The 17,477-nt window shown below is 47.8% G+C and carries 16 protein-coding genes and 1 pseudogene; 5 read left to right on the top strand and 12 right to left on the bottom strand.

Features of this window, described 5'->3' with window-relative positions:
- Positions 1-25 precede the first annotated feature (25 nt).
- Both yfkAB and ACUUHJ_RS11925 read left to right on the top strand, forming a co-directional pair.
- On the top strand, positions 26-1,141 hold the full coding sequence (gene yfkAB, locus ACUUHJ_RS11930) for a radical SAM/CxCxxxxC motif protein YfkAB (RefSeq protein WP_472298968.1): 1,116 nt from the start codon (positions 26-28) through the stop codon (positions 1,139-1,141).
- 31 nt (positions 1,142-1,172) lie between these two features.
- Positions 1,173-1,427, top strand: a complete 255-nt coding sequence (locus ACUUHJ_RS11925) for an alpha/beta-type small acid-soluble spore protein (RefSeq protein WP_472298967.1) — start codon at positions 1,173-1,175, stop codon at positions 1,425-1,427.
- Between the two features lie 2 nt (positions 1,428-1,429).
- Here the strand turns inward: ACUUHJ_RS11925 and ACUUHJ_RS11920 are convergent, their stop codons facing one another.
- From ACUUHJ_RS11920 to ACUUHJ_RS11900, 5 genes are all read right to left on the bottom strand, one after another.
- Entirely contained in the window at positions 1,430-2,839 is a 1,410-nt protein-coding gene (locus ACUUHJ_RS11920) for an MDR family MFS transporter (protein ID WP_472298966.1), read from the bottom strand.
- Positions 2,840-3,021: 182 nt separating this feature from the next.
- Complete coding sequence (locus tag ACUUHJ_RS11915) at positions 3,022-3,210, bottom strand: hypothetical protein (protein ID WP_017247839.1); 189 nt, start codon at positions 3,208-3,210, stop codon at positions 3,022-3,024.
- Positions 3,211-3,310: 100 nt separating this feature from the next.
- Positions 3,311-3,652, bottom strand: coding sequence for a LysM peptidoglycan-binding domain-containing protein (locus tag ACUUHJ_RS11910; RefSeq protein ID WP_472298965.1), 342 nt, complete (start codon positions 3,650-3,652; stop codon positions 3,311-3,313).
- Between the two features lie 150 nt (positions 3,653-3,802).
- Positions 3,803-5,023 carry a metal-dependent hydrolase family protein gene (locus ACUUHJ_RS11905; RefSeq protein ID WP_472298964.1) on the bottom strand — a complete coding sequence of 407 codons (1,221 nt, stop codon included), beginning with the start codon at positions 5,021-5,023 and terminating at the stop codon, positions 3,803-3,805.
- Between the two features lie 165 nt (positions 5,024-5,188).
- Entirely contained in the window at positions 5,189-6,724 is a 1,536-nt protein-coding gene (locus tag ACUUHJ_RS11900) for a fumarate hydratase (protein ID WP_016739747.1), read from the bottom strand.
- Between the two features lie 182 nt (positions 6,725-6,906).
- Here ACUUHJ_RS11900 and ACUUHJ_RS11895 point away from each other — a divergent pair, with 182 nt between their 5' ends.
- The 3 genes from ACUUHJ_RS11895 to ACUUHJ_RS11885 all read left to right on the top strand — a co-directional run bounded on the left by ACUUHJ_RS11895 (position 6,907) and on the right by ACUUHJ_RS11885 (position 10,391).
- Entirely contained in the window at positions 6,907-8,868 is a 1,962-nt protein-coding gene (locus tag ACUUHJ_RS11895; RefSeq protein WP_472298963.1) for a beta-propeller domain-containing protein, read from the top strand.
- Positions 8,869-8,948: 80 nt separating this feature from the next.
- Positions 8,949-9,635 (top strand): tetratricopeptide repeat protein, encoded by a 687-nt coding sequence (locus tag ACUUHJ_RS11890; protein WP_012685860.1) that lies wholly within the window; start codon positions 8,949-8,951, stop codon positions 9,633-9,635.
- A gap of 108 nt (positions 9,636-9,743) precedes the next feature.
- A complete protein-coding gene (locus ACUUHJ_RS11885; protein ID WP_289677434.1) occupies positions 9,744-10,391 on the top strand; it encodes a SurA N-terminal domain-containing protein in 648 nt (215 codons plus the stop codon).
- A gap of 53 nt (positions 10,392-10,444) precedes the next feature.
- Here ACUUHJ_RS11885 and ACUUHJ_RS11880 read toward each other — a convergent pair whose 3' ends face one another.
- The 7 genes and pseudogenes from ACUUHJ_RS11880 to ACUUHJ_RS11850 form a co-directional block, all read right to left on the bottom strand.
- Positions 10,445-11,134: an MBL fold metallo-hydrolase gene (locus ACUUHJ_RS11880; protein WP_289677433.1), complete on the bottom strand. Its 690-nt coding sequence runs from the start codon at positions 11,132-11,134 to the stop codon at positions 10,445-10,447.
- 106 nt (positions 11,135-11,240) lie between these two features.
- On the bottom strand, positions 11,241-12,029 hold the full coding sequence (locus ACUUHJ_RS11875) for an ABC transporter ATP-binding protein (RefSeq protein ID WP_289677432.1): 789 nt from the start codon (positions 12,027-12,029) through the stop codon (positions 11,241-11,243).
- Between the two features lie 86 nt (positions 12,030-12,115).
- Positions 12,116-12,553: a hypothetical protein gene (locus tag ACUUHJ_RS11870; protein ID WP_012685856.1), complete on the bottom strand. Its 438-nt coding sequence runs from the start codon at positions 12,551-12,553 to the stop codon at positions 12,116-12,118.
- Positions 12,550-13,380 carry a DUF3100 domain-containing protein gene (locus ACUUHJ_RS11865; protein WP_087349404.1) on the bottom strand — a complete coding sequence of 277 codons (831 nt, stop codon included), beginning with the start codon at positions 13,378-13,380 and terminating at the stop codon, positions 12,550-12,552. The genes ACUUHJ_RS11870 and ACUUHJ_RS11865 overlap by 4 nt, the downstream gene beginning before the upstream one ends.
- A 27-nt stretch (positions 13,381-13,407) precedes the next feature.
- Positions 13,408-14,583 (bottom strand): amidohydrolase, encoded by a 1,176-nt coding sequence (locus ACUUHJ_RS11860; protein ID WP_472298962.1) that lies wholly within the window; start codon positions 14,581-14,583, stop codon positions 13,408-13,410.
- Positions 14,584-15,242: 659 nt separating this feature from the next.
- Positions 15,243-16,478 (bottom strand): annotated as a pseudogene (locus tag ACUUHJ_RS11855) (amino acid permease); the annotation flags it as partial.
- Positions 16,479-16,802: 324 nt separating this feature from the next.
- The gene (locus tag ACUUHJ_RS11850; protein ID WP_472301177.1) at positions 16,803-17,420 is read right to left on the bottom strand and encodes a putative bifunctional diguanylate cyclase/phosphodiesterase; all 618 of its coding nucleotides are present in this window, start codon (positions 17,418-17,420) and stop codon (positions 16,803-16,805) included.
- Positions 17,421-17,477 lie beyond the last annotated feature (57 nt).

Raw genomic sequence — 17,477 nt, 5'->3', positions numbered from 1 at the left:
ACGCAGAATGAAGGAGGTTTCACAATTGATCCGCATGGTTCCAACTACACCATTAACACCTTTACACGATCCATGGGAGCCGTTGTTCAATGCGACACCCCCCGCCTATAAACTTACCAGCGTCGAGTTTACTGTAACGAATCTGTGCAATCTCCGCTGTGAGCATTGCGCGGTTGGTGATACATTGCGATACAAGGACGATCCCGCTCTTCCTGTTGATCTCATACTTCGTCGTCTCGATGAAGCAAAAGATCTGCTTACTCTCAGTATAACAGGCGGCGAACCGATGTACAGCGAGCGTACCGTGAAAACTGTGATCGCTCCTATTCTACAATATGCAGCAGATCGTGGGCTGCGGACGCAAATCAACTCCAACATGTCCATGCCGTTTTCTCGGTATGAGTTGATCCTGCCTTACATCGATGTCATGCATATTTCATGGAACTGGTCTACTCCCGAAGAATTCCATGATATTGTTTACGCAAAAGCACGGCAGCCGGTTTCAATGAAAAGAGCGGAAGCACAATTTCATAAGATGATGGAAAATGCACGCAAGCTCTCGGAAGCAGGTGTATTTGTCTCAGCCGAAACGATGCTGAATCATCGCACCTGGACAAAGCTCGATACTCTCCATCGTCAGATTCAGGAGATGGGCAGCAAGCGACATGAGGTACACCCGATGTACGCCAGTGATTTTGCCCGTGATCTGGATGTCCTTTCGCTCGATGAGCTCCGTCAAGCCATTCATCGGATGCTCGATGTACGTAATGAAGATTTGTGGATGCTTTTCGGGACGCTTCCGTTCTTTGCTTGTAGTTCTGAAGCAGCAGACAGGGAATTGATCAGCAGACTGCGCTCTGCGAAAAATGTGACGACTCGCAATGATCCAGATGGTCGCAATCGTCTAAACATCAACATTTTCACCGGTGATGTCATCGTGACCGATTTCGGGGATGTCGAGCCATTGGGCAATATTCAAACCGATCAGCTCCAGTCTATATTTGAAAAATGGCAAGAACACACGCTGAATCAGAAGATCAATTGCTTCTGCCCTGCTGCTGGATGTGCAGGACCGAACCTGCTCGTTGCTAATACTTACTATCAGGAGACTGATTTTACTCTGCGCAAAGCACTCGTCTAATTGGGCACACTAGGGTGTGAGGTGATCTACCATGAGCAGACGCAAACACCCTCTCGTCCCCGAGGCGAGAAAAGGGCTCGACGCCCTAAAAGCGCAGGTTGCACACGTTGCTGATCCTGCACAGGCCAAGTTCGAAGTCGCAGATGAAATTCATGTCCCATTGCAGCCCGGCTACAATGGACAGTTAACCTCTCACGATGCCGGTCGAATCGGAGGTCGCTTGGGCGGTAGTATGGTCAAAGAGATGGTTCGGATGGCAATGGAAGGTATGAATAAAAAACCGTAATTCTATTGTTTGGGAACCCCGCTATTTGTTGAATGCGAATGGCGGGGTTCTTTGTCGAGTAATCGAGTATTGCCAAGTCGGACACTGGCTATCAAACTGATTCCAATCAGAATCAAACCAGTGATAAAGACGTCGTGCAAAGCTTCACTAAACACCAGTCCTGCCCGCATCCGCCATTCTACGATGCTTCCAAACACACTCACTCCAATCGTCCCCCCAATGGACCGGAATAATTGCGATGTCGACATGGCAACACCCCGATCTTGCGGTTTGACAGCGCTGTGTGCTGCTGTACCGAGTGCCGGATAGATTGCCCCCATGCCTAGACCTGTGACAATCATGTAGATAACAAGCTGTGCGTTGGTTGTCTCTCCATCCATCGTGCTTAGGAGGAAGAAGCCTGTCGCCATGATAAGTAAGCTCGGAATCAGAATCGCCCGAAATGAAGCTTTTGCCATCCATCTTCCCCCAATCGTCGAAGAAATCGCTGCGGACAGCATGAGTGGGACTAAAAGGAATCCAGCCTCTGAGGGACTCGCACCGCGTACCCCTTGGACGAACAGAGGGACATATGCGATTGCACCGAACAAAGCAGCACTCACAAAGAATCCTGCGAGATTGCCATATCCAATGGCCGGAATGCGAAATAGGGAAAGCGGAAGCAGGGGTTCCTTTGCCCTAGTTTCAATCCAGATGAACAAGCCGAGAAATAAGGTACCTGTTCCCCCTAATCCGATCTTGTATTCCCTCCCCTCCATGACAAGGGACAGCAGGATGAGAATGATGGCTGCACTCAAGCTGGTCGTCCCGTACCAATCAATCACAGGCTTCTTATCGTAGTGCCGCTGATCACGAAAGGCTAGCGCAATGATCAAAAAGGCAGCGATACCAATAGGAAGGTTAATAAAGAAGATCCATCCCCATGGCAGATGCTCCACGATCATTCCTCCCAACGAGGGACCGAATATACTCGTCATGGCAAAGACAGCTCCGAAAAGTCCTTGAAATTTGCCTCTCTTTTCGGGTGGATACAGTTCACCCACAATGATGAATGCAACCGGCATTAATGCCCCAGCTCCCAAACCTTGAACACCTCTCGCTACAATAAGACCCGTCATGGAATTCGCCATGCCGCAGAGAAGAGATCCTACAAGAAACACAAACAACCCGATCAAATACATTTTTCTCGCTCCAAACAAGTCCGCCATTTTCCCATAGATGGGCATGCTCGTGGTCGATGTGAGCATATAAATCGCGAACACCCAGCTATAAAGAGATAGACCTCCCAGCTCTTTCGTAATTGTCGGCATGGCTGTTGAGACAATCGTCTGATCCAACGCTGACAAGACTAATCCCATCAGCACTCCACCCGTGACTAAGCCTACGTGACGCCTTTCCTTTTCCATCTCCATCGCACTCCCCTTTTTGAAGTCAGTTGATAACAGCTTCAAAAATATAAGGGAATTTTTAGAAAAAGAGTAGACTTTTTCTTTCTGATGAGTTATTCTGATGATAGAGTCTGCCCCTAGAAATCAAGGATGAACCATAAATAAAAACCGCCTCCATTACGGACGCGGTTTTTTTGTTTTGCCATTCATCTCAGCTTGTCGAGCTTTTTGGCACTTGCCTTTCGAGGTCCAAGCATCGCCTTACCTATGTTGCCCACTTTGTTTACAGAGTCAAAAACTTGGTCGATCACGTCCACCAGTTCCCGAATCTGCACCACTTTTCCATAGACGCCCATGAAATGGTGTCGGACGTTTTTTCCATTTAACCCTAGCATGGGTGCACCTCCTCTTAATCCTCTCGTATCACTTTATGCAGGATCAAGCGAAGAGGAAATTGCTAAATGTGGAAATTTATTTGGCCCCCTATCCAGCTACTTAGCGTGGACGAGGCGTAGCGGTCGGACGTGGGCGCGGAGGTTGTGTCGGCGTAGTGGCCTGCTCCAGACGAGTGACACGGTTCTCCAACCGATCTACTCGATTATCCAGCCTGCGATAGTCTTCGCGCAGCGCATCTACTCGATTCTCCAGTCGATTCAGACGACGCTCGACATCCCCACCTGGAGCTGGTGTCGGCGTAATTGGGATGTACAAATTTTGACCAACGTAAATGTAGTAGGGATAGGCGACATTATTCACACGGATCAATTCCTGAACGGATACACCAAAACGAGCCGCAATGCTGTTTAGCGTATCTCCCGAACGGACTACATAGTTCACGAATCTCACTCCTTTTTTCTGTGATCATTCGCTATTAACCTATGCCCGCCCTGGTACACGCGCAATAAACCAATACCCATTTTGGCTAAAAATAGTCAAACACCCAGTACAAACGCCGTTACAAACCTGAAAGAGCAAGGCTCAGCCCCATCAACACTTTGAATAGACAGAAACACCCTCAAGAAACACTTCCTCTACTTGCTTTAATTCCTCTATCTCTTGTAATGGATCACCTTTTACCACAAGCAAATCTGCAAAATAACCTGACGCTAACGTCCCAATCTTACTTCCTTGGTCCAGCACCTCAGCAGCATTTTGAGTAGCAGCCTGGATCGCACGAATTGGCTCCATCCCCAGCTCCACCATCAGCTTGATTTCCTCTGCCACAGGCGTAATTGGATAGCCTTCCAATACGATATCCGTACCCGTAGCGATTTTTACGCCTGTATTCATCAATTGTACGAAGTTCTCGCGATACGCCTTTTCTGATTCGATGAAAAAGGCTCCCTGCTCGATAATCTCTTCGCTCAAGATGCCTTGATTCGCCTGTTGCTGCTCATTCCAAATATGCTTGTAATAATCAGCAATCTGGAAGAAGGTAACCATAGTCGGTACCCATACCAGTCCTTTTTCTTTCATCTGCTCTGCTTGTTCAACGGTCATAAACGTCGCATGCTCGATCGTATCAAATCCCGCATCAATCGCCATCTGGATCGCCGGTTGGAGCGAGGCATGTACACAGCATTTTCGTCCCAAGCGGTGAGATTCATCAACCGCCGCATCCAGCTCCTCTTGTGTGAACTCCGGCGTTGGTGTACGATGGCTCGTCATGAGCTTGATCCAGTCTGCTCCTGCTCTTACTTGTTCACGCACGGCTGTCCGTACGTCCCACGGACCATTTGCTTCTCGCAGGGCACCCTCCAATTGCCAGCCGTGCCCCCCGGTCATAATAATCCCTTGGTTTACCTGAAAAAGACGAGGGGAAACAATGAAACCGTTCTTGGCTGCCAGCTTCAGCGTACTGCACAATCCATCCGGAGCTGCCACATCACGGATCGTCGTTACCCCCAAGGAAAGTGCCTCTTTCAAATTCGCTGTCGCCAGTAAAGCCACGAGTCCGTCGTTGTTGCGATACTCAGCGGAGTCTGGTTTGCTCCACCAATACCCGATGTGAACATGTAAATCGATCAAGCCTGGCAAAATGGAGCATCCGCTGTACCGCTTTACCTCTCCTTCCGATATGGAATCCGTAAGCTCCGATTCTGTCCCCACTGCTACAATCTTTCCTCGCTCATCAATCCCGACAGCACCTTGTTCGATTACATGCTCTCCATCTCCGATAATGACGCGATCAGCAATCAACCATTTCATTTCTGTCCCCCCTGTCAAAAATGAAAACCCATCTGTCCGCAATCGTGGTTGGTTCCTCGAAAGTTCATCATCTATCCGACTATTTCCTTCTCCTCTCTCGTCTAGTTTGAAAAAAAAGCCTCCGGCAGCACGTGAAGTGCGCCAGAGGCTTTTGTGTTACATTCCTTATTTAAATACAGGTGCAGCAAACTGAGCCAGTTTCTCTGCGGAAGACTTTTCCACATCCGCGTGCAAGCTGTTGCCATGGGAATCCATGGTGACGATTGCTGCGAAGCCTTTAACGCGCAGGTGCCACATTGCTTCTGGAATACCGAATTCCATGAAGTCGACACCTTCTACTTTTTCCAAGCATTCTGCATAATACTGAGCCGCTCCACCAATCGCATTTAAGTACACAGCGCCATGCTCGTTCAATGCTTTCAGGGTTTTTGCACCCATTCCGCCTTTTCCGATAACAGCACGGATTCCAAATTTCTTGATGATTTCGCCTTGGTACGGCTCCTCGCGAATGGAGGTAGTCGGGCCAGCCGCTTTTACATGCCACTCGCCTGCTTCGTCCTTCAGCATGACTGGACCGCAGTGGTAGATGATGCCACCGTTCAAGTCCACTGGACAGTCATGATCCATCAGGTAGCTATGCAGGGCATCGCGTCCTGTGTGCATTTCACCATTGATAATGACCACATCGCCTACTCGCAGGCTGCGGATTTGTTCTTCGGAGATTGGCGCTTGCAGAACAACCTCTCTGCGCTTTTCGCCCGCATCGTCCGTAGCTGCTACAGGGGACAAGTCCATCGCCACTTCTTCGTCTTTATAGAGGTAACGGAGGATTTCGCCAGTCTCCGGATTCAGGCGAACACCTTGACGGCGGAATGCCCAGCAGTTGTACGCAACGGATACGAAAAAACTCGCTGGCAGGCGGTTTTCCACGCCGATTTTACAGCCCAAGAGAGTCGAATTACCACCAAAGCCCATGGTTCCGATTCCGAGTTGGTTCGCTGTTTCCATGATGTAGTCTTCCAAAGCAGCCAGATCAGCAATTGGATTCACATCGTCCACTTTGCGGAACAATTGATGCTTCGCCAGTGCATAACCGGAGGTGCGATCGCCACCGATTCCTACGCCGATGAAGCCGGCACTACAGCCTTGTCCTTGCGCTTGATATACCGCATGCAGAATGCACTTGCGAATACCATCCAGGTTGCGGCCCACTTTGCCCAGACCTTCAAGCTCACAAGGCAGGGAGTACTGGATGTTTTTGTTCTCACAGCCGCCGCCTTTGAGAATCAGCTTGATTTCAATTTCATTCTCTTCCCATTGCTCAAAGTGAATGACAGGAGTACCTGGTCCGAGGTTGTCCCCTGTGTTAGTACCTGTCAAGGAATCTACGGAGTTGGAACGCAGCTTACCCGTTTTGGTTGCTTCTGCAATCATTTCTTTGATGGCTTGTTTAATGATCAGCTGGTTGACTCCAACCGGAGTTTTCACTTCGAATGTAGGCATCCCCGTATCTTGGCAGATCGGAGAAACATTTTCTTCTGCCATGACGACGTTTTGCGCAATCGTAGACAAAGACAGCGCTGCACGTGTGCCAAGATCCTCTTTCACTTTAGCTGCATTGACGGCACGACGCACGTCTGGTGGTAGATTCGTAGAAGTATCCGTGATGAGTTCCAGAATGCTTTGCTTCAAGTTTTCCATCTATGACGCCCCTTTTGACGTAGTGGTGTAAATGGTAGCATAAACCGCCTATTATTATAGCACACGCTCCCCCACCTGTCCGTAGATTGCTGCCCAAAGAGTGTGTGAAACATTCCGTAAACGTGCGTCGTCTTATTACCGACAGCAAATTTTGGCAAGAAGCAGATATGAGGGGGATTAAAATGAAAAGAACATTTGCCGGGCTTCTCGCCTCTGTGATGGTGGTGACCGCTATACCCTTCCTGTTCACAACAGGTACAATTGCGGAGCCAACCGTTCAAGCCGCAGCATCCACAGAAGAGTTGCCAGTAGTCGGTTCCTATGCGGAGCTAAAAAAACTTATCCAATCATCTGACTTGGATCGCTATCATTACGGCACCTTGGAAACGACTGCCGCTATGCCAGTAGCCGCACCTAGCACAGCCAACAAAGTAGCGGACACTTCCGGCGGCGCTGCTCGCGGTGATTTTTCCACAACGAACACACAAGTGCAGGGCGTCGATGAAGCAGATATCGTCAAATCAGACGGAACTTATCTTTATCAATCCACGCAAAATGAAGTGCGCATCATTAAAGCGTATCCAGCGACCGAAATGAAGGTCGCAAGCCGTATCAGCTATGACAATGGAAAATTCGTACCACAAGAAATGTACGTCGACGATCGCAGACTCATCGTCATCGGGCAAGCGGATGAGAATATCTCCTATCCTCCCGGTTCCGCTTCCAAAAGAGGCATCCCCCGTTTCCAAAGCATGCAGTCCGTGAAAACCATGATCTACGATATTACGGACAAAAAACAACCGCGGCTCATTCGTCAACTGGAGCTGGAAGGCCAGTACATGTCGTCCCGCAAAATCGGCGCGAGCTTGTACGTGACAGCCAACCATTACATGGATGCGTATCGTATTATGCAAGAGAAAGCAGAAGTGCCAGGCCCAACGTATAAAGACAGCGCCCATCATAACCAATACCAAACCATTCCCTACAGCGAGATTCGTTACTTCCCGGATCACTTTCGTCCAGAGTATTTGATCGTCACTGGCGTGAATCTGGATGATTCGAAACAAAAGATGTCACTGAATACGTATCTTGGTGCTGGTGAGAACATCTATGCATCCACCAAAAATCTGTATGTAGCCGTCACCCAGAACAATGCCCAGCCAGTAGCCGTTAAGCAAAAAGGGGTGACAGCTCCTTTGATTGCCCCTCCCATTGAGTCAGAAACAACCATTTATCGATTTGCCATGAATAAGGGAGACATTCGGTATACAGGAAAAGGGTCGGTGCCTGGACGTATTTTGAACCAGTTTTCCATGGATGAAAACGACGGTTATTTCCGAATCGCCACCACGAGTGGGGACACGTGGCGGGACGATGAGCTTACGTCCAAAAACAACTTATATGTGCTGGACAATAAACTCGAGGTATTTGGGAAGCTGGAAGGCATCGCTCCAGGAGAACGCATTTATTCGGTCCGTTTCATGGGAGATCGTGCCTACATGGTCACCTTCAAAAAAGTCGACCCGCTGTTCGTTCTCGATCTGAAGAAGCCTTCTGCACCAAGCGTACTAGGTGCCCTGAAAATTCCAGGTTACAGCGACTATTTACACCCGTATGATGAAAACCATATCATCGGTTTTGGCAAAGACGCAGAATCAGATAAAGACTGGGCGTACTACCAAGGGATGAAAATTGCCCTCTTTGATGTCAGTGATGTAACGAAACCGAAGGAAAAGTTCAAGACCGTGATCGGGGACAGAGGAACGGATTCCGAGCTGTTGCGCAATCACAAGGCGCTGCTGTTCTCCAAAGAAAAAAATCTGCTCGCCTTTCCTGTATCCGTCCACGAACGTACGGCTGAACAAAAAGCCAAAAACGACATGCGCGAGTATGGCCACTTTACTTTCCAAGGTGCCTACGTCTATCAGCTTGATCTACAAAAAGGGTTTCAGCTGAGAGATCAGATCACCCATCTGTCGAAGGAAGATGTTGCGAAAGCAGGCGAAGGCTGGTACGACAGCTCCAGTAACATTAAGCGGATACTCACGATTGGCGACACGCTCTATACCGTTTCAGACGATTACGTCAAAACGCAGCAGCTCTCTGCATCCAAAAAAGAGAATATCTTGCCATTGGCGAAATAGCGGTAATGCTCTGTCATGCGGACAGGTTCTGTGCTAAGATGGGTTAATAGATGCAGCGTATATAGAGAGGGTGTCACTACGTGGAGTATTTGAGTTTTAATTTGACATCAACGCTGGCAGGGATTGCGGCTGTGCTGTTGGTTATGTTTATTCGCCTGCACTGGCCCTTCCGCTTTCAGTACATGGCCAATCTGTTCAAACGCCGTTTGAATATTCGATTGCGCTGGCTGGAGGCTTCCTATCGGAAGAACCGTTCCCGTGCTGTCGCTATGCTGGATAAATCAACCCATGAGATCATGCTTGGCAATTATGAAATGGCCGAAAAATATATCGTTCAAGGAATCAACGTCTGCAAGGAACGACCAACGTTATTCAATCAAGCGATGATTCACTACTTGTTTTACAACCTGGCGATCGTTTACTATTCCTCCGAACGATACAACGAATCATTGGAAGTGGCGTTTCGTATTTACCAGCGTGATCAGGGAATGACTGATTCCTTAGCGCTTATTGCCTGCTCGCACGCACGTCTGGGTGAAGTAGAGAGTGCGATAGAAGCTTACCAGCTGATCGCAAGCAAACGATCGGCAAAGGACTGGAAGCTCTTTTGCTTGGCAGAGATTGAAGCTGCCAAAGGAAATTATGAGCGAGCCCTTTCCTATCTGAAACAATTGATGGACAAATCAGCTAGTCTTGTGCATCTGAATCACTCCGTACTGGAAAAACGCTTGGAAGAGTGGAAAAAAGCCTCTACACAAGCCAGCTAATCGATTGACGACCGCACATTGCTTTATGTGTGCGGTTTTTATTTTCCGCTTCCCGTAACGCTGCTCTATGCACAGTCGTATTACTATCAAGAAAGTGAGGTATTTTTCATGAAAAAATTCAATGCATCTATACTTGCTGCCTCGGCACTTGTACTCGCTCTCGCTGTAGCGGGCTGTACACCTGGAAAAGATTCTGCGTTCTCTGCGGATAACCCTGTTGCCAAAATCGGCAATGTGACGATTACGCAAGAGCAAATGTACGACAAATTGAAAAAAGATGCTGGTAAGCGTGTCATGGCTGATATCATCACCTTGGAGCTGTACAAACAGGAAGGCGCTGCACGAGGAATTACCGTAACCGATCAAGAACTCGATGCACGTGTGAACCCAGTCAAAGAAAAAATGGGATCACCAGAAAGATTCCAACAGTATTTGAAGGATAAGCAAATGACTGAGCAAGAGCTCCGTGAAGGCGTGCGCGCTGTTATGCTGCGGGACAAGCTGTTCGAGCAGGATAACCCGATCACTGAAGAACAAATCAAAGAATACTATGAGAAAAACAAAGATAAGTTCGAGGGAACATTTGAAGAAGCCCGCCCGAAAGTGATCGAAAAAGTAAAATCAAGAAACAAACGAAATAATATGGATAAATGGATCGAGGAATTGTATAAAAAGCATAACGTCCAAATCATGGATAAAGATTTAGAAAGCGAAAAACAAGTGAGTGAAGAAGAAACAACACCTTCCAGCAAGTAATGCAAAAAGACTTGTGCGAGCCGTCAATGCGCGGCACACAAGTCTTTTTTTTGTTACGGACGAGCAATCGCAATCAACTCTTGCAAAAACTCCTTGATTTCGCCATGAAGAATGGGGCCATGACCAGTAGCTAAATACTCAATGGGCCAATCCTGCAAAATCTTCAAGCCCTCCGTAAACTCCGCCGCTCGCTCTGGTTCACGTGCTACCCATTGCTTCAATTGTTCTTGATAAGCTGCCCGGCAGTCCACTTCTCCGCCCACGATTTGGCCGAGTTCTGTGTTTTCAAAGCATAAATGATCGCCAACAAAGCATATTTTCGACTGGGGATCAAAGAAGGCAACGGAGCCTTCTGTATGAAAAGAAAGCTGTCGGAAACGCAGGGACGGCAGATCTCCCCCACTACCTGTAAACGTATGGCCGAATAGCGTCTGTGAAAAATCATCCAGTTCGTAATAATCGTCGAGGTGAATCCAATTGTTACGAGAAGGGAACATATCGGCATTTCCAATATGATCAGCATGTCGATGAGTGAAGTAGACATATTCCGTTCGATCTGGCTTGACCCCGATCTCTTCCAACGCCTGTTGAAAAAATGAGCGTTGCTTGCGCTGGTGAGAATCAATCAATACAAAGGCATTCCCTTGTTTGATCACATAGCTGTTCACGTAGCTATTCCACGCTTCCTCATAGGTGATGATCGCCCAGGTGGAGTCTGTGATTGGTGCAATCACATTGTTCATGCCTCCATCTCTCCTCTCCTCCCAGATACAATTTCTTATTGTTATTATACACAATCATGCACAACCGTGCTGACTCGTGCCCAAACTTATCCAACACACTACATAATCACACGGTCGCCTCTTCCCCTAAGCTGACCCAAGATCTTCCTTGCGAGCGTTGAATGTGAACAGGTACGCCGAAAAAGCTTGTCAGACGTTCCGCCGTTAGGACCTCATCTGTTTTTCCAGCCTGGTCAACTTCCCCCGCTTTTAGCAGCAAGGTATGCGTGAAGCAAGGCAAAATTTCTTCGATGTGATGGGTGACATAAATGAGAGTGGGTCCGTTAGGCTGCTTGGCGATTTGTTCAATCATGGCCAACAGCTGTTCTCTTGATAGCAGGTCCAGCCCAGTGCAAGGCTCGTCTAGGATGAGTAAGCGAGGGGAAGCCATCAAGGCTCGAGCAATCAGTACTTTTTGTCTCTCCCCTTGCGATAAAGCGGCAAAAGGTCTGTTTTTCAATGCACGGCATCCAAATGTATCGAGTAAATCCGACGCTTTCTCTACGTCCGCTTCATCAGGAACGGAATACAAGCCGATGGTTGCCTCCCGTCCACTTAAGACGACACGGAGTGCAGTTTCATGCTCATGAAGCTGTGCCATCAACGCTGTGCTTACCCAGCCGATTGATTTACGCACCTCGCGCAAGTCGACGGTTCCGTAAAGGTTGCCTAATACACTGACCTCCCCCTTTGTCGGCCACACATAACCACAAATGATTTTCAACAGACTGGTTTTACCAGAGCCGTTTAACCCGACTAAACACCAATGCTCCTTGTCTTGCACTTGCCAAGCAATGTCTCGCAGAATGGTTGTTTCATCTCTTTGCCAGGTAACCTTTCTTACATCAATGACCATACTCTCTCCACTCCTGCCGTTGTATGTGCAAAGAACCTCCATGGCATATGGAAGCACACGGAGGCCCTAACCCAAAAACAGTTTCGTTAAAATTTACCTTGAATCTTGAAGACAATCTCCGCAAACAACGTAGCGAAGAGGAACGTGCCAGTAAAGACGACGAGAGACACGACTACGATACGCCAGCTAAGCTGTTTGAATAGATGAACATCTTTTCCGAGTGACAGACCTGCATAGGCGAGAATCGGTGTGGCCAATGCGAGCAGATTGATCTTGGCAATCGCAGCAGCCGTATATTCATTCCCTGGGAAAAACGGGGATGTCGCAAGCATCGCAAACAAAGAAATCCAAACAATGACGGGAGATTTGAACGGCAGGATACGAGTAAAGCCCATTCCGATCAACGTAATGACGGCCAAGAGCAAAATACCTGGCAAAGAATCCATGATTGGTACTTTATAACCGATCCAGTTACCGATAAGAGCAATGAAGCCAATGATAAAAATCGTCAAGATTTGATTCATGCGCTTTTTCTCCCCCCTTCTGCTGCAGAAGAAGCGCTTTTACGTCCAATGATAGGCTCAAGCCATGCGTACAGCTTTTGTGTAACCGGCAAGGAGAAGAAGATACACACGTACGTTCCGACGATACTCATCATCAAGTTTGCCGCTCCGGAATAAAAGGCAATGTCCTTTTGCGCTTCCGGGAAAATAACAGCCAATGAGCCTGTTGCTGCTGCCATCATACTACCAGAACCAACTGCGGCTCCCATCGCCAGTGAAATCGGGTGAAACAACCCGCTGCTTCCTAAAATACTTGCAAGAATCGACATATAAATGGCACCAAACAAGGTTCCGCAAATATATACGCCCAGCGCGCCGCGAGCTTCGGCAGAGTTTGCTCCAAACTTTTCTACAATGATCGCCAAGTTTGGTTCGCGGTCCAGAGAATAAGTCGCCCCAATTGCTTCACGCTTCAGACCCAGCCACAATGCGATTGGCAGACCAAGTGCAATTGTCCCCACAATGTGTCCCATCTCTTGTACAATCAAGGATACACCAGAACCGAGCAGCTTAGGCAGCTCAGGCCCGATATTGGCTCCCAGCTTCGCAATAAAGATCAAAAACGAAACACCCAAAATATTGGCTGCGACGTTCATTTCTTTTTCACTTAAGAATTTAAACTTCGGCCAACTGATTGCCCCGCCTAAAACGAGCGCGTAAAGCATCGGAAACAGAGCGATAACCCCGATACCAATACTGATTTTTTTTGTCCCGATAAATTCTGTCAATGCGACGAGAATAAGTACGAGAAAATGCAGCTTGTACTCATTGACGCGTGCCTCTGCCATACGACATCCCCCTCATTCTATCTCGCTCTACGCCATGACGACTTTTTGAGCTGCCCGAACAAACAATTCCACGCCGCGTACCATTGCGTCCTCATCAAAATCAAAGCGAGGATGATGGTGCGGGTATGTAAAGCCTTTGTCCGGATTGCCAGCACCCAATTGAATAAAACAGCCAGGAGCTTTTTTCAAATACTCAGAGAAATCTTCACCCGGCATCAAAGGATCAATGTAAATAATCTCTTTTTCTCCCCAACGCTCGCGGATCGTATCCTCCATCAGCTTCGTCACCTGCTTGTCGTTGACAACGGATGTGTAGCCATGCGAGAACGTGAATTCATAACTTGCTCCATGCGCTTCGGTAATTCCTTTGACAATTCGTTCAATCCACATCGGAATATTTTGGCGAATCTGTGCATCGAAGCAGCGTGTGGAGCCCGTCAGCGTCATCGAATCTGGAATGATGTTATAAGCTGTCCCTGCATTCAGCATCGTCACCGAAATAACGACCTTGTCCAACGCACTGACGTTGCGGGAAACAATTTGTTGTAGGCCAGTAATAACCTGTGCCCCAATGACGATCGGGTCAACTGATGCTTCCGGTTGTGAGGAGTGCCCACCTTTTCCTTGAATCTTGATATCGAAGCGATCTGTCGATGAAGTAAGTGCCCCGTAAAGTACACCAAATTTCCCTACAGGCATGTACGATGCCAAATGAATACCGATGATCGAATCCAATCCGTCCGCTGCACCAGCTCTTACGATTTCAGCTGCCCCACCCGGCGGCAGCTCCTCGGCATGCTGGAAGAAGAACCGAACCTCACCTTTGATTTGATCCTTATACTGGGACAAAATTTTTGCGGCTCCCAACAGCATCGCTGTATGACCATCATGTCCGCACGCGTGCATCACGCCAGCTTTTCCTGATGCATATGGCACATCATTTTCTTCATGGATCGGAAGAGCATCAATGTCAGCGCGAATGCCAAGAACTTTTCCTGGCTGTGATCCGATCAGTCGAGCGACCACACTCGTTTTGGTTGGCCGCGAAAGCTCCAAATTCCCGAAAGATTCCAACGTTTCGTAAATAAATTGTGACGTCTTTTCCTCTTCAAACGACAATTCTGGATGCTGATGGAGATATCGTCGCCATGAGATTACCTGCTCAGCTACTTCATCCGCCCATTTCTTCGTTTCTAAACTCACACAATCACTCCTCTTTTTGCCTCATCCCTCAACATTTCCCGAGTCAGTTAAGTTTAGCTAAAAAAAATATCGTTTTGTGAATTCTATCACGGAACGATGAAAATAACAAATGTCCATTCCACAAGGACAAAGCTGTCGAATCCACATTTGTAGCTGTCTATTTATTTGTTATTTTAGAATTTTCCACCGATAATGTCCATGTAAAATATACGATTTGTAACAATAAAAAGATTTATGCTACTAGATTCGAAAATTGCCCCAGCCACATTTCTCCATTCCCTACCATCACGCCTTGATCATTGACAAACGTCTCTGGTTACCCTTTGCTGTAAAAACGCTTCCCTTACCTTCTCTGTCATGATTCGATCGTACTCTTCCAAAAATGGCAGTTCATCTCGGATAAACTGACAGCACATATCTGTCATACCCACTCACCTGTGGAACCAAGCTTGTTTCTTGTGCCATCAGCACGATTCCCATTGTTAGTAGCAGCCCTCTCATCCCTTTTCATCGCCCACCTCCCATCTGTATGGCTATTTCCTTCCTACTGATAGCTTTTCGTCCTCTGCCATTCGTTATGCAAAACCGTCCTTCACGAAAAAAAACCCTATGCCAATACTGACATAAGGGTGGCCCTTCACATTCCGTGAGCCAGAGCTTCTTTTCCATTTCCCCAGATGCCAAGGACCATAATGCTTCCGCTGAAAAAGTCCCCGCGATTCCGCCCGGAGCTTGAGGTACAACGGAATCCCGTAAGCGACATATAACCCAACGACACTTACCGCCGTCAGAAATGCCAAGGTCGTATACGACGTGTTCGGATTGATGACTTTCACGATGTAATCGAACAAGGCAAGCGCAAAGGAAAGGATGATAACCAGCCAAATTGCTTTTGCCGGCGTTCGGTATTTGGTCGAAATTTCTGCCCACTGATGGCTCCACGGCATTCCTTTATCACGCGAAAACGCATACAACATTCGCGAAAAGGAAGTAATCGATGCCAAGCCACAGAACCACATCGCAAAGGTGACGAGCCACAGTACAACGGAACCAAATGTGCCGCCTAATGCTTCGCTAATCACATAAATAAATGCATTTTCCGCTTCACTGACAGCCGCTGCGTTTTTGATGGATAAAGTGACAAAAGCAAGCATGATAAATCCAAAAATAAAGGAAAAGGCCACAGACGTATAAATCCCCCAAGCAGCACGAACCCGCGGGTTAATCGTTTCTTCAATCGTATGCGCCGATGCATCATAGCCAGTAAATGTCCACTGCGCCTGTAATAACCCAATCAAAAAAGCAACCGCGTACGGTTTGTCTGAAAAGGTTTGACCGACTTGGAAGAGGTAATCAAGCGGTTGCAACTCATGACGGGAGAAAAAAACGAGACTTCCGACGAGTATGACGACGACGCCAATATGGTACCAAGCAGAGAAATCATTTAACCGGGCAACGAGTCGAATTCCAATGTGGTTAAACGTACCGTGCAAAAGGAGTGTAATCCCGAACAGGATTAACGTAGTCGTTTCCGTTGAAGTATAGCCAAACGCACTCGCGAGCAGCGGGTCCGCAAATAAAGAGAACGAATAGTCAATACCTGCGACAATCCCGATTTGGCCGATGAGATTGATCCACGCTGTGTACCAGCCCCACCGTTTGCTGCCTAAAATAGCTGCCCAATGATACAATGCTCCGGCTGTAGGGATCGCAGATGCGAGCTCAGACATCGATTCTGCGATCAGGATGACGAATAACGCGACCAAGGTCCATCCGAAGCCCATCATGCCAGAACCGCCATAGAGTAATCCGTGCCCATACAAGGATACTGCACCTGTCAAAATAGAGATAATCGAAAATGAGATCGCAAAGTTCGAAAAGCCACCCATATCCCTCCCTCTCTGCTTGGGAACCGATAAAACTCTCATGCGCGCTTTCATCAAAGTGGCGGACGCTTTCGTTTGCCCGATACCCAATGGCAATCGCAACTCCAATGGTAAACAGCAATAAGATGACACCTAGAGCTAGCATTCTCTCCCTCCTTTCATCCTAGATGCAATTCCTTGACAAGTTAGCAGGAATAGTACATTTTACGTGCCAGTTTGACAGCTATACCACCTCCTTCGGCTGGCAGAAGCAAAACAAAAGAGCAACTCATGAGAGCTGCTCCTCTTGTTTAACTAACCCCCTTTTGGGCTTGCAAATAAAATGCTACGTCTTCACTCGGAAAACGGTCTGCTGAATAAATTGCCTTGCACTTCTTCACACAGATACTCCTGCAAAAACGCAAGCTCCTCCTTTGTCTCGACCCCTTCTGCAATCACATGCAGTTGCAAATGATGCGCCATGGAAATAATCGTGGACACAATGGCCTGATGGGAAGGCTGTTCAATCATGGCGCGTACAAACGAGCGATCTATTTTCAAACGATTCAACGGGAATTCTTTCAGATAGTAGAGAGAACTGTAGCCCGTTCCAAAATCGTCAATCGCAACGTGCACGCCTAATTGCTTTAGTTCCTTAAGTGCCTGTGTGGCGCACTGGACGTCGATCATGCTGCTTTCTGTGATTTCCAGCTCCAGGTATTCCGGTGCTAACCCAGTCTGGTGCAGAATCTCAGCGATCATCTGGGTAAAATCTTGTTTGAGAAATTGTCGTGCAGATAGATTGACGGCAACCCGAAGCGGCATGAGTCCCTGATCTTGCCATTGCTTGTTCTGCTTGCAGGCCGTCCGCAGCACCCATTCTCCAATCGGTACGATCAACCCGGTTTCTTCTGCTACCGAGATGAACTGGTCTGGCAAAAGTAAGCCTCGTTCAGGATGATCCCACCGAATTAGTGCTTCTACGCCAACGATTGCGCTTGATTTGGCACTTACCTGTGGCTGGTAATG

The organism is Brevibacillus schisleri, from assembly GCF_055685845.1.
This window is presented reverse-complemented; position numbering and strand designations above follow the sequence as displayed.

Excerpts from the sequence above, each read along its gene's own strand:
- ACUUHJ_RS11920 (WP_472298966.1), bottom strand. The coding sequence starts at position 2,839 with ATGGAGATGGAAAAGGAAAGGCGTCACGTAGGCTTAGTCACGGGTGGA.
- ACUUHJ_RS11885 (WP_289677434.1), top strand. The coding sequence starts at position 9,744 with ATGAAAAAATTCAATGCATCTATACTTGCTGCCTCGGCACTTGTACTC.
- ACUUHJ_RS11875 (WP_289677432.1), bottom strand. The coding sequence starts at position 12,029 with ATGGTCATTGATGTAAGAAAGGTTACCTGGCAAAGAGATGAAACAACC.
- ACUUHJ_RS11900 (WP_016739747.1), bottom strand. The coding sequence starts at position 6,724 with ATGGAAAACTTGAAGCAAAGCATTCTGGAACTCATCACGGATACTTCT.
- ACUUHJ_RS11925 (WP_472298967.1), top strand. The coding sequence starts at position 1,173 with ATGAGCAGACGCAAACACCCTCTCGTCCCCGAGGCGAGAAAAGGGCTC.
- ACUUHJ_RS11865 (WP_087349404.1), bottom strand. The coding sequence starts at position 13,380 with ATGGCAGAGGCACGCGTCAATGAGTACAAGCTGCATTTTCTCGTACTT.
- ACUUHJ_RS11895 (WP_472298963.1), top strand. The coding sequence starts at position 6,907 with ATGAAAAGAACATTTGCCGGGCTTCTCGCCTCTGTGATGGTGGTGACC.
- ACUUHJ_RS11915 (WP_017247839.1), bottom strand. The coding sequence starts at position 3,210 with ATGCTAGGGTTAAATGGAAAAAACGTCCGACACCATTTCATGGGCGTC.
- ACUUHJ_RS11880 (WP_289677433.1), bottom strand. The coding sequence starts at position 11,134 with ATGAACAATGTGATTGCACCAATCACAGACTCCACCTGGGCGATCATC.
- ACUUHJ_RS11905 (WP_472298964.1), bottom strand. The coding sequence starts at position 5,023 with ATGAAATGGTTGATTGCTGATCGCGTCATTATCGGAGATGGAGAGCAT.
- ACUUHJ_RS11870 (WP_012685856.1), bottom strand. The coding sequence starts at position 12,553 with ATGAATCAAATCTTGACGATTTTTATCATTGGCTTCATTGCTCTTATC.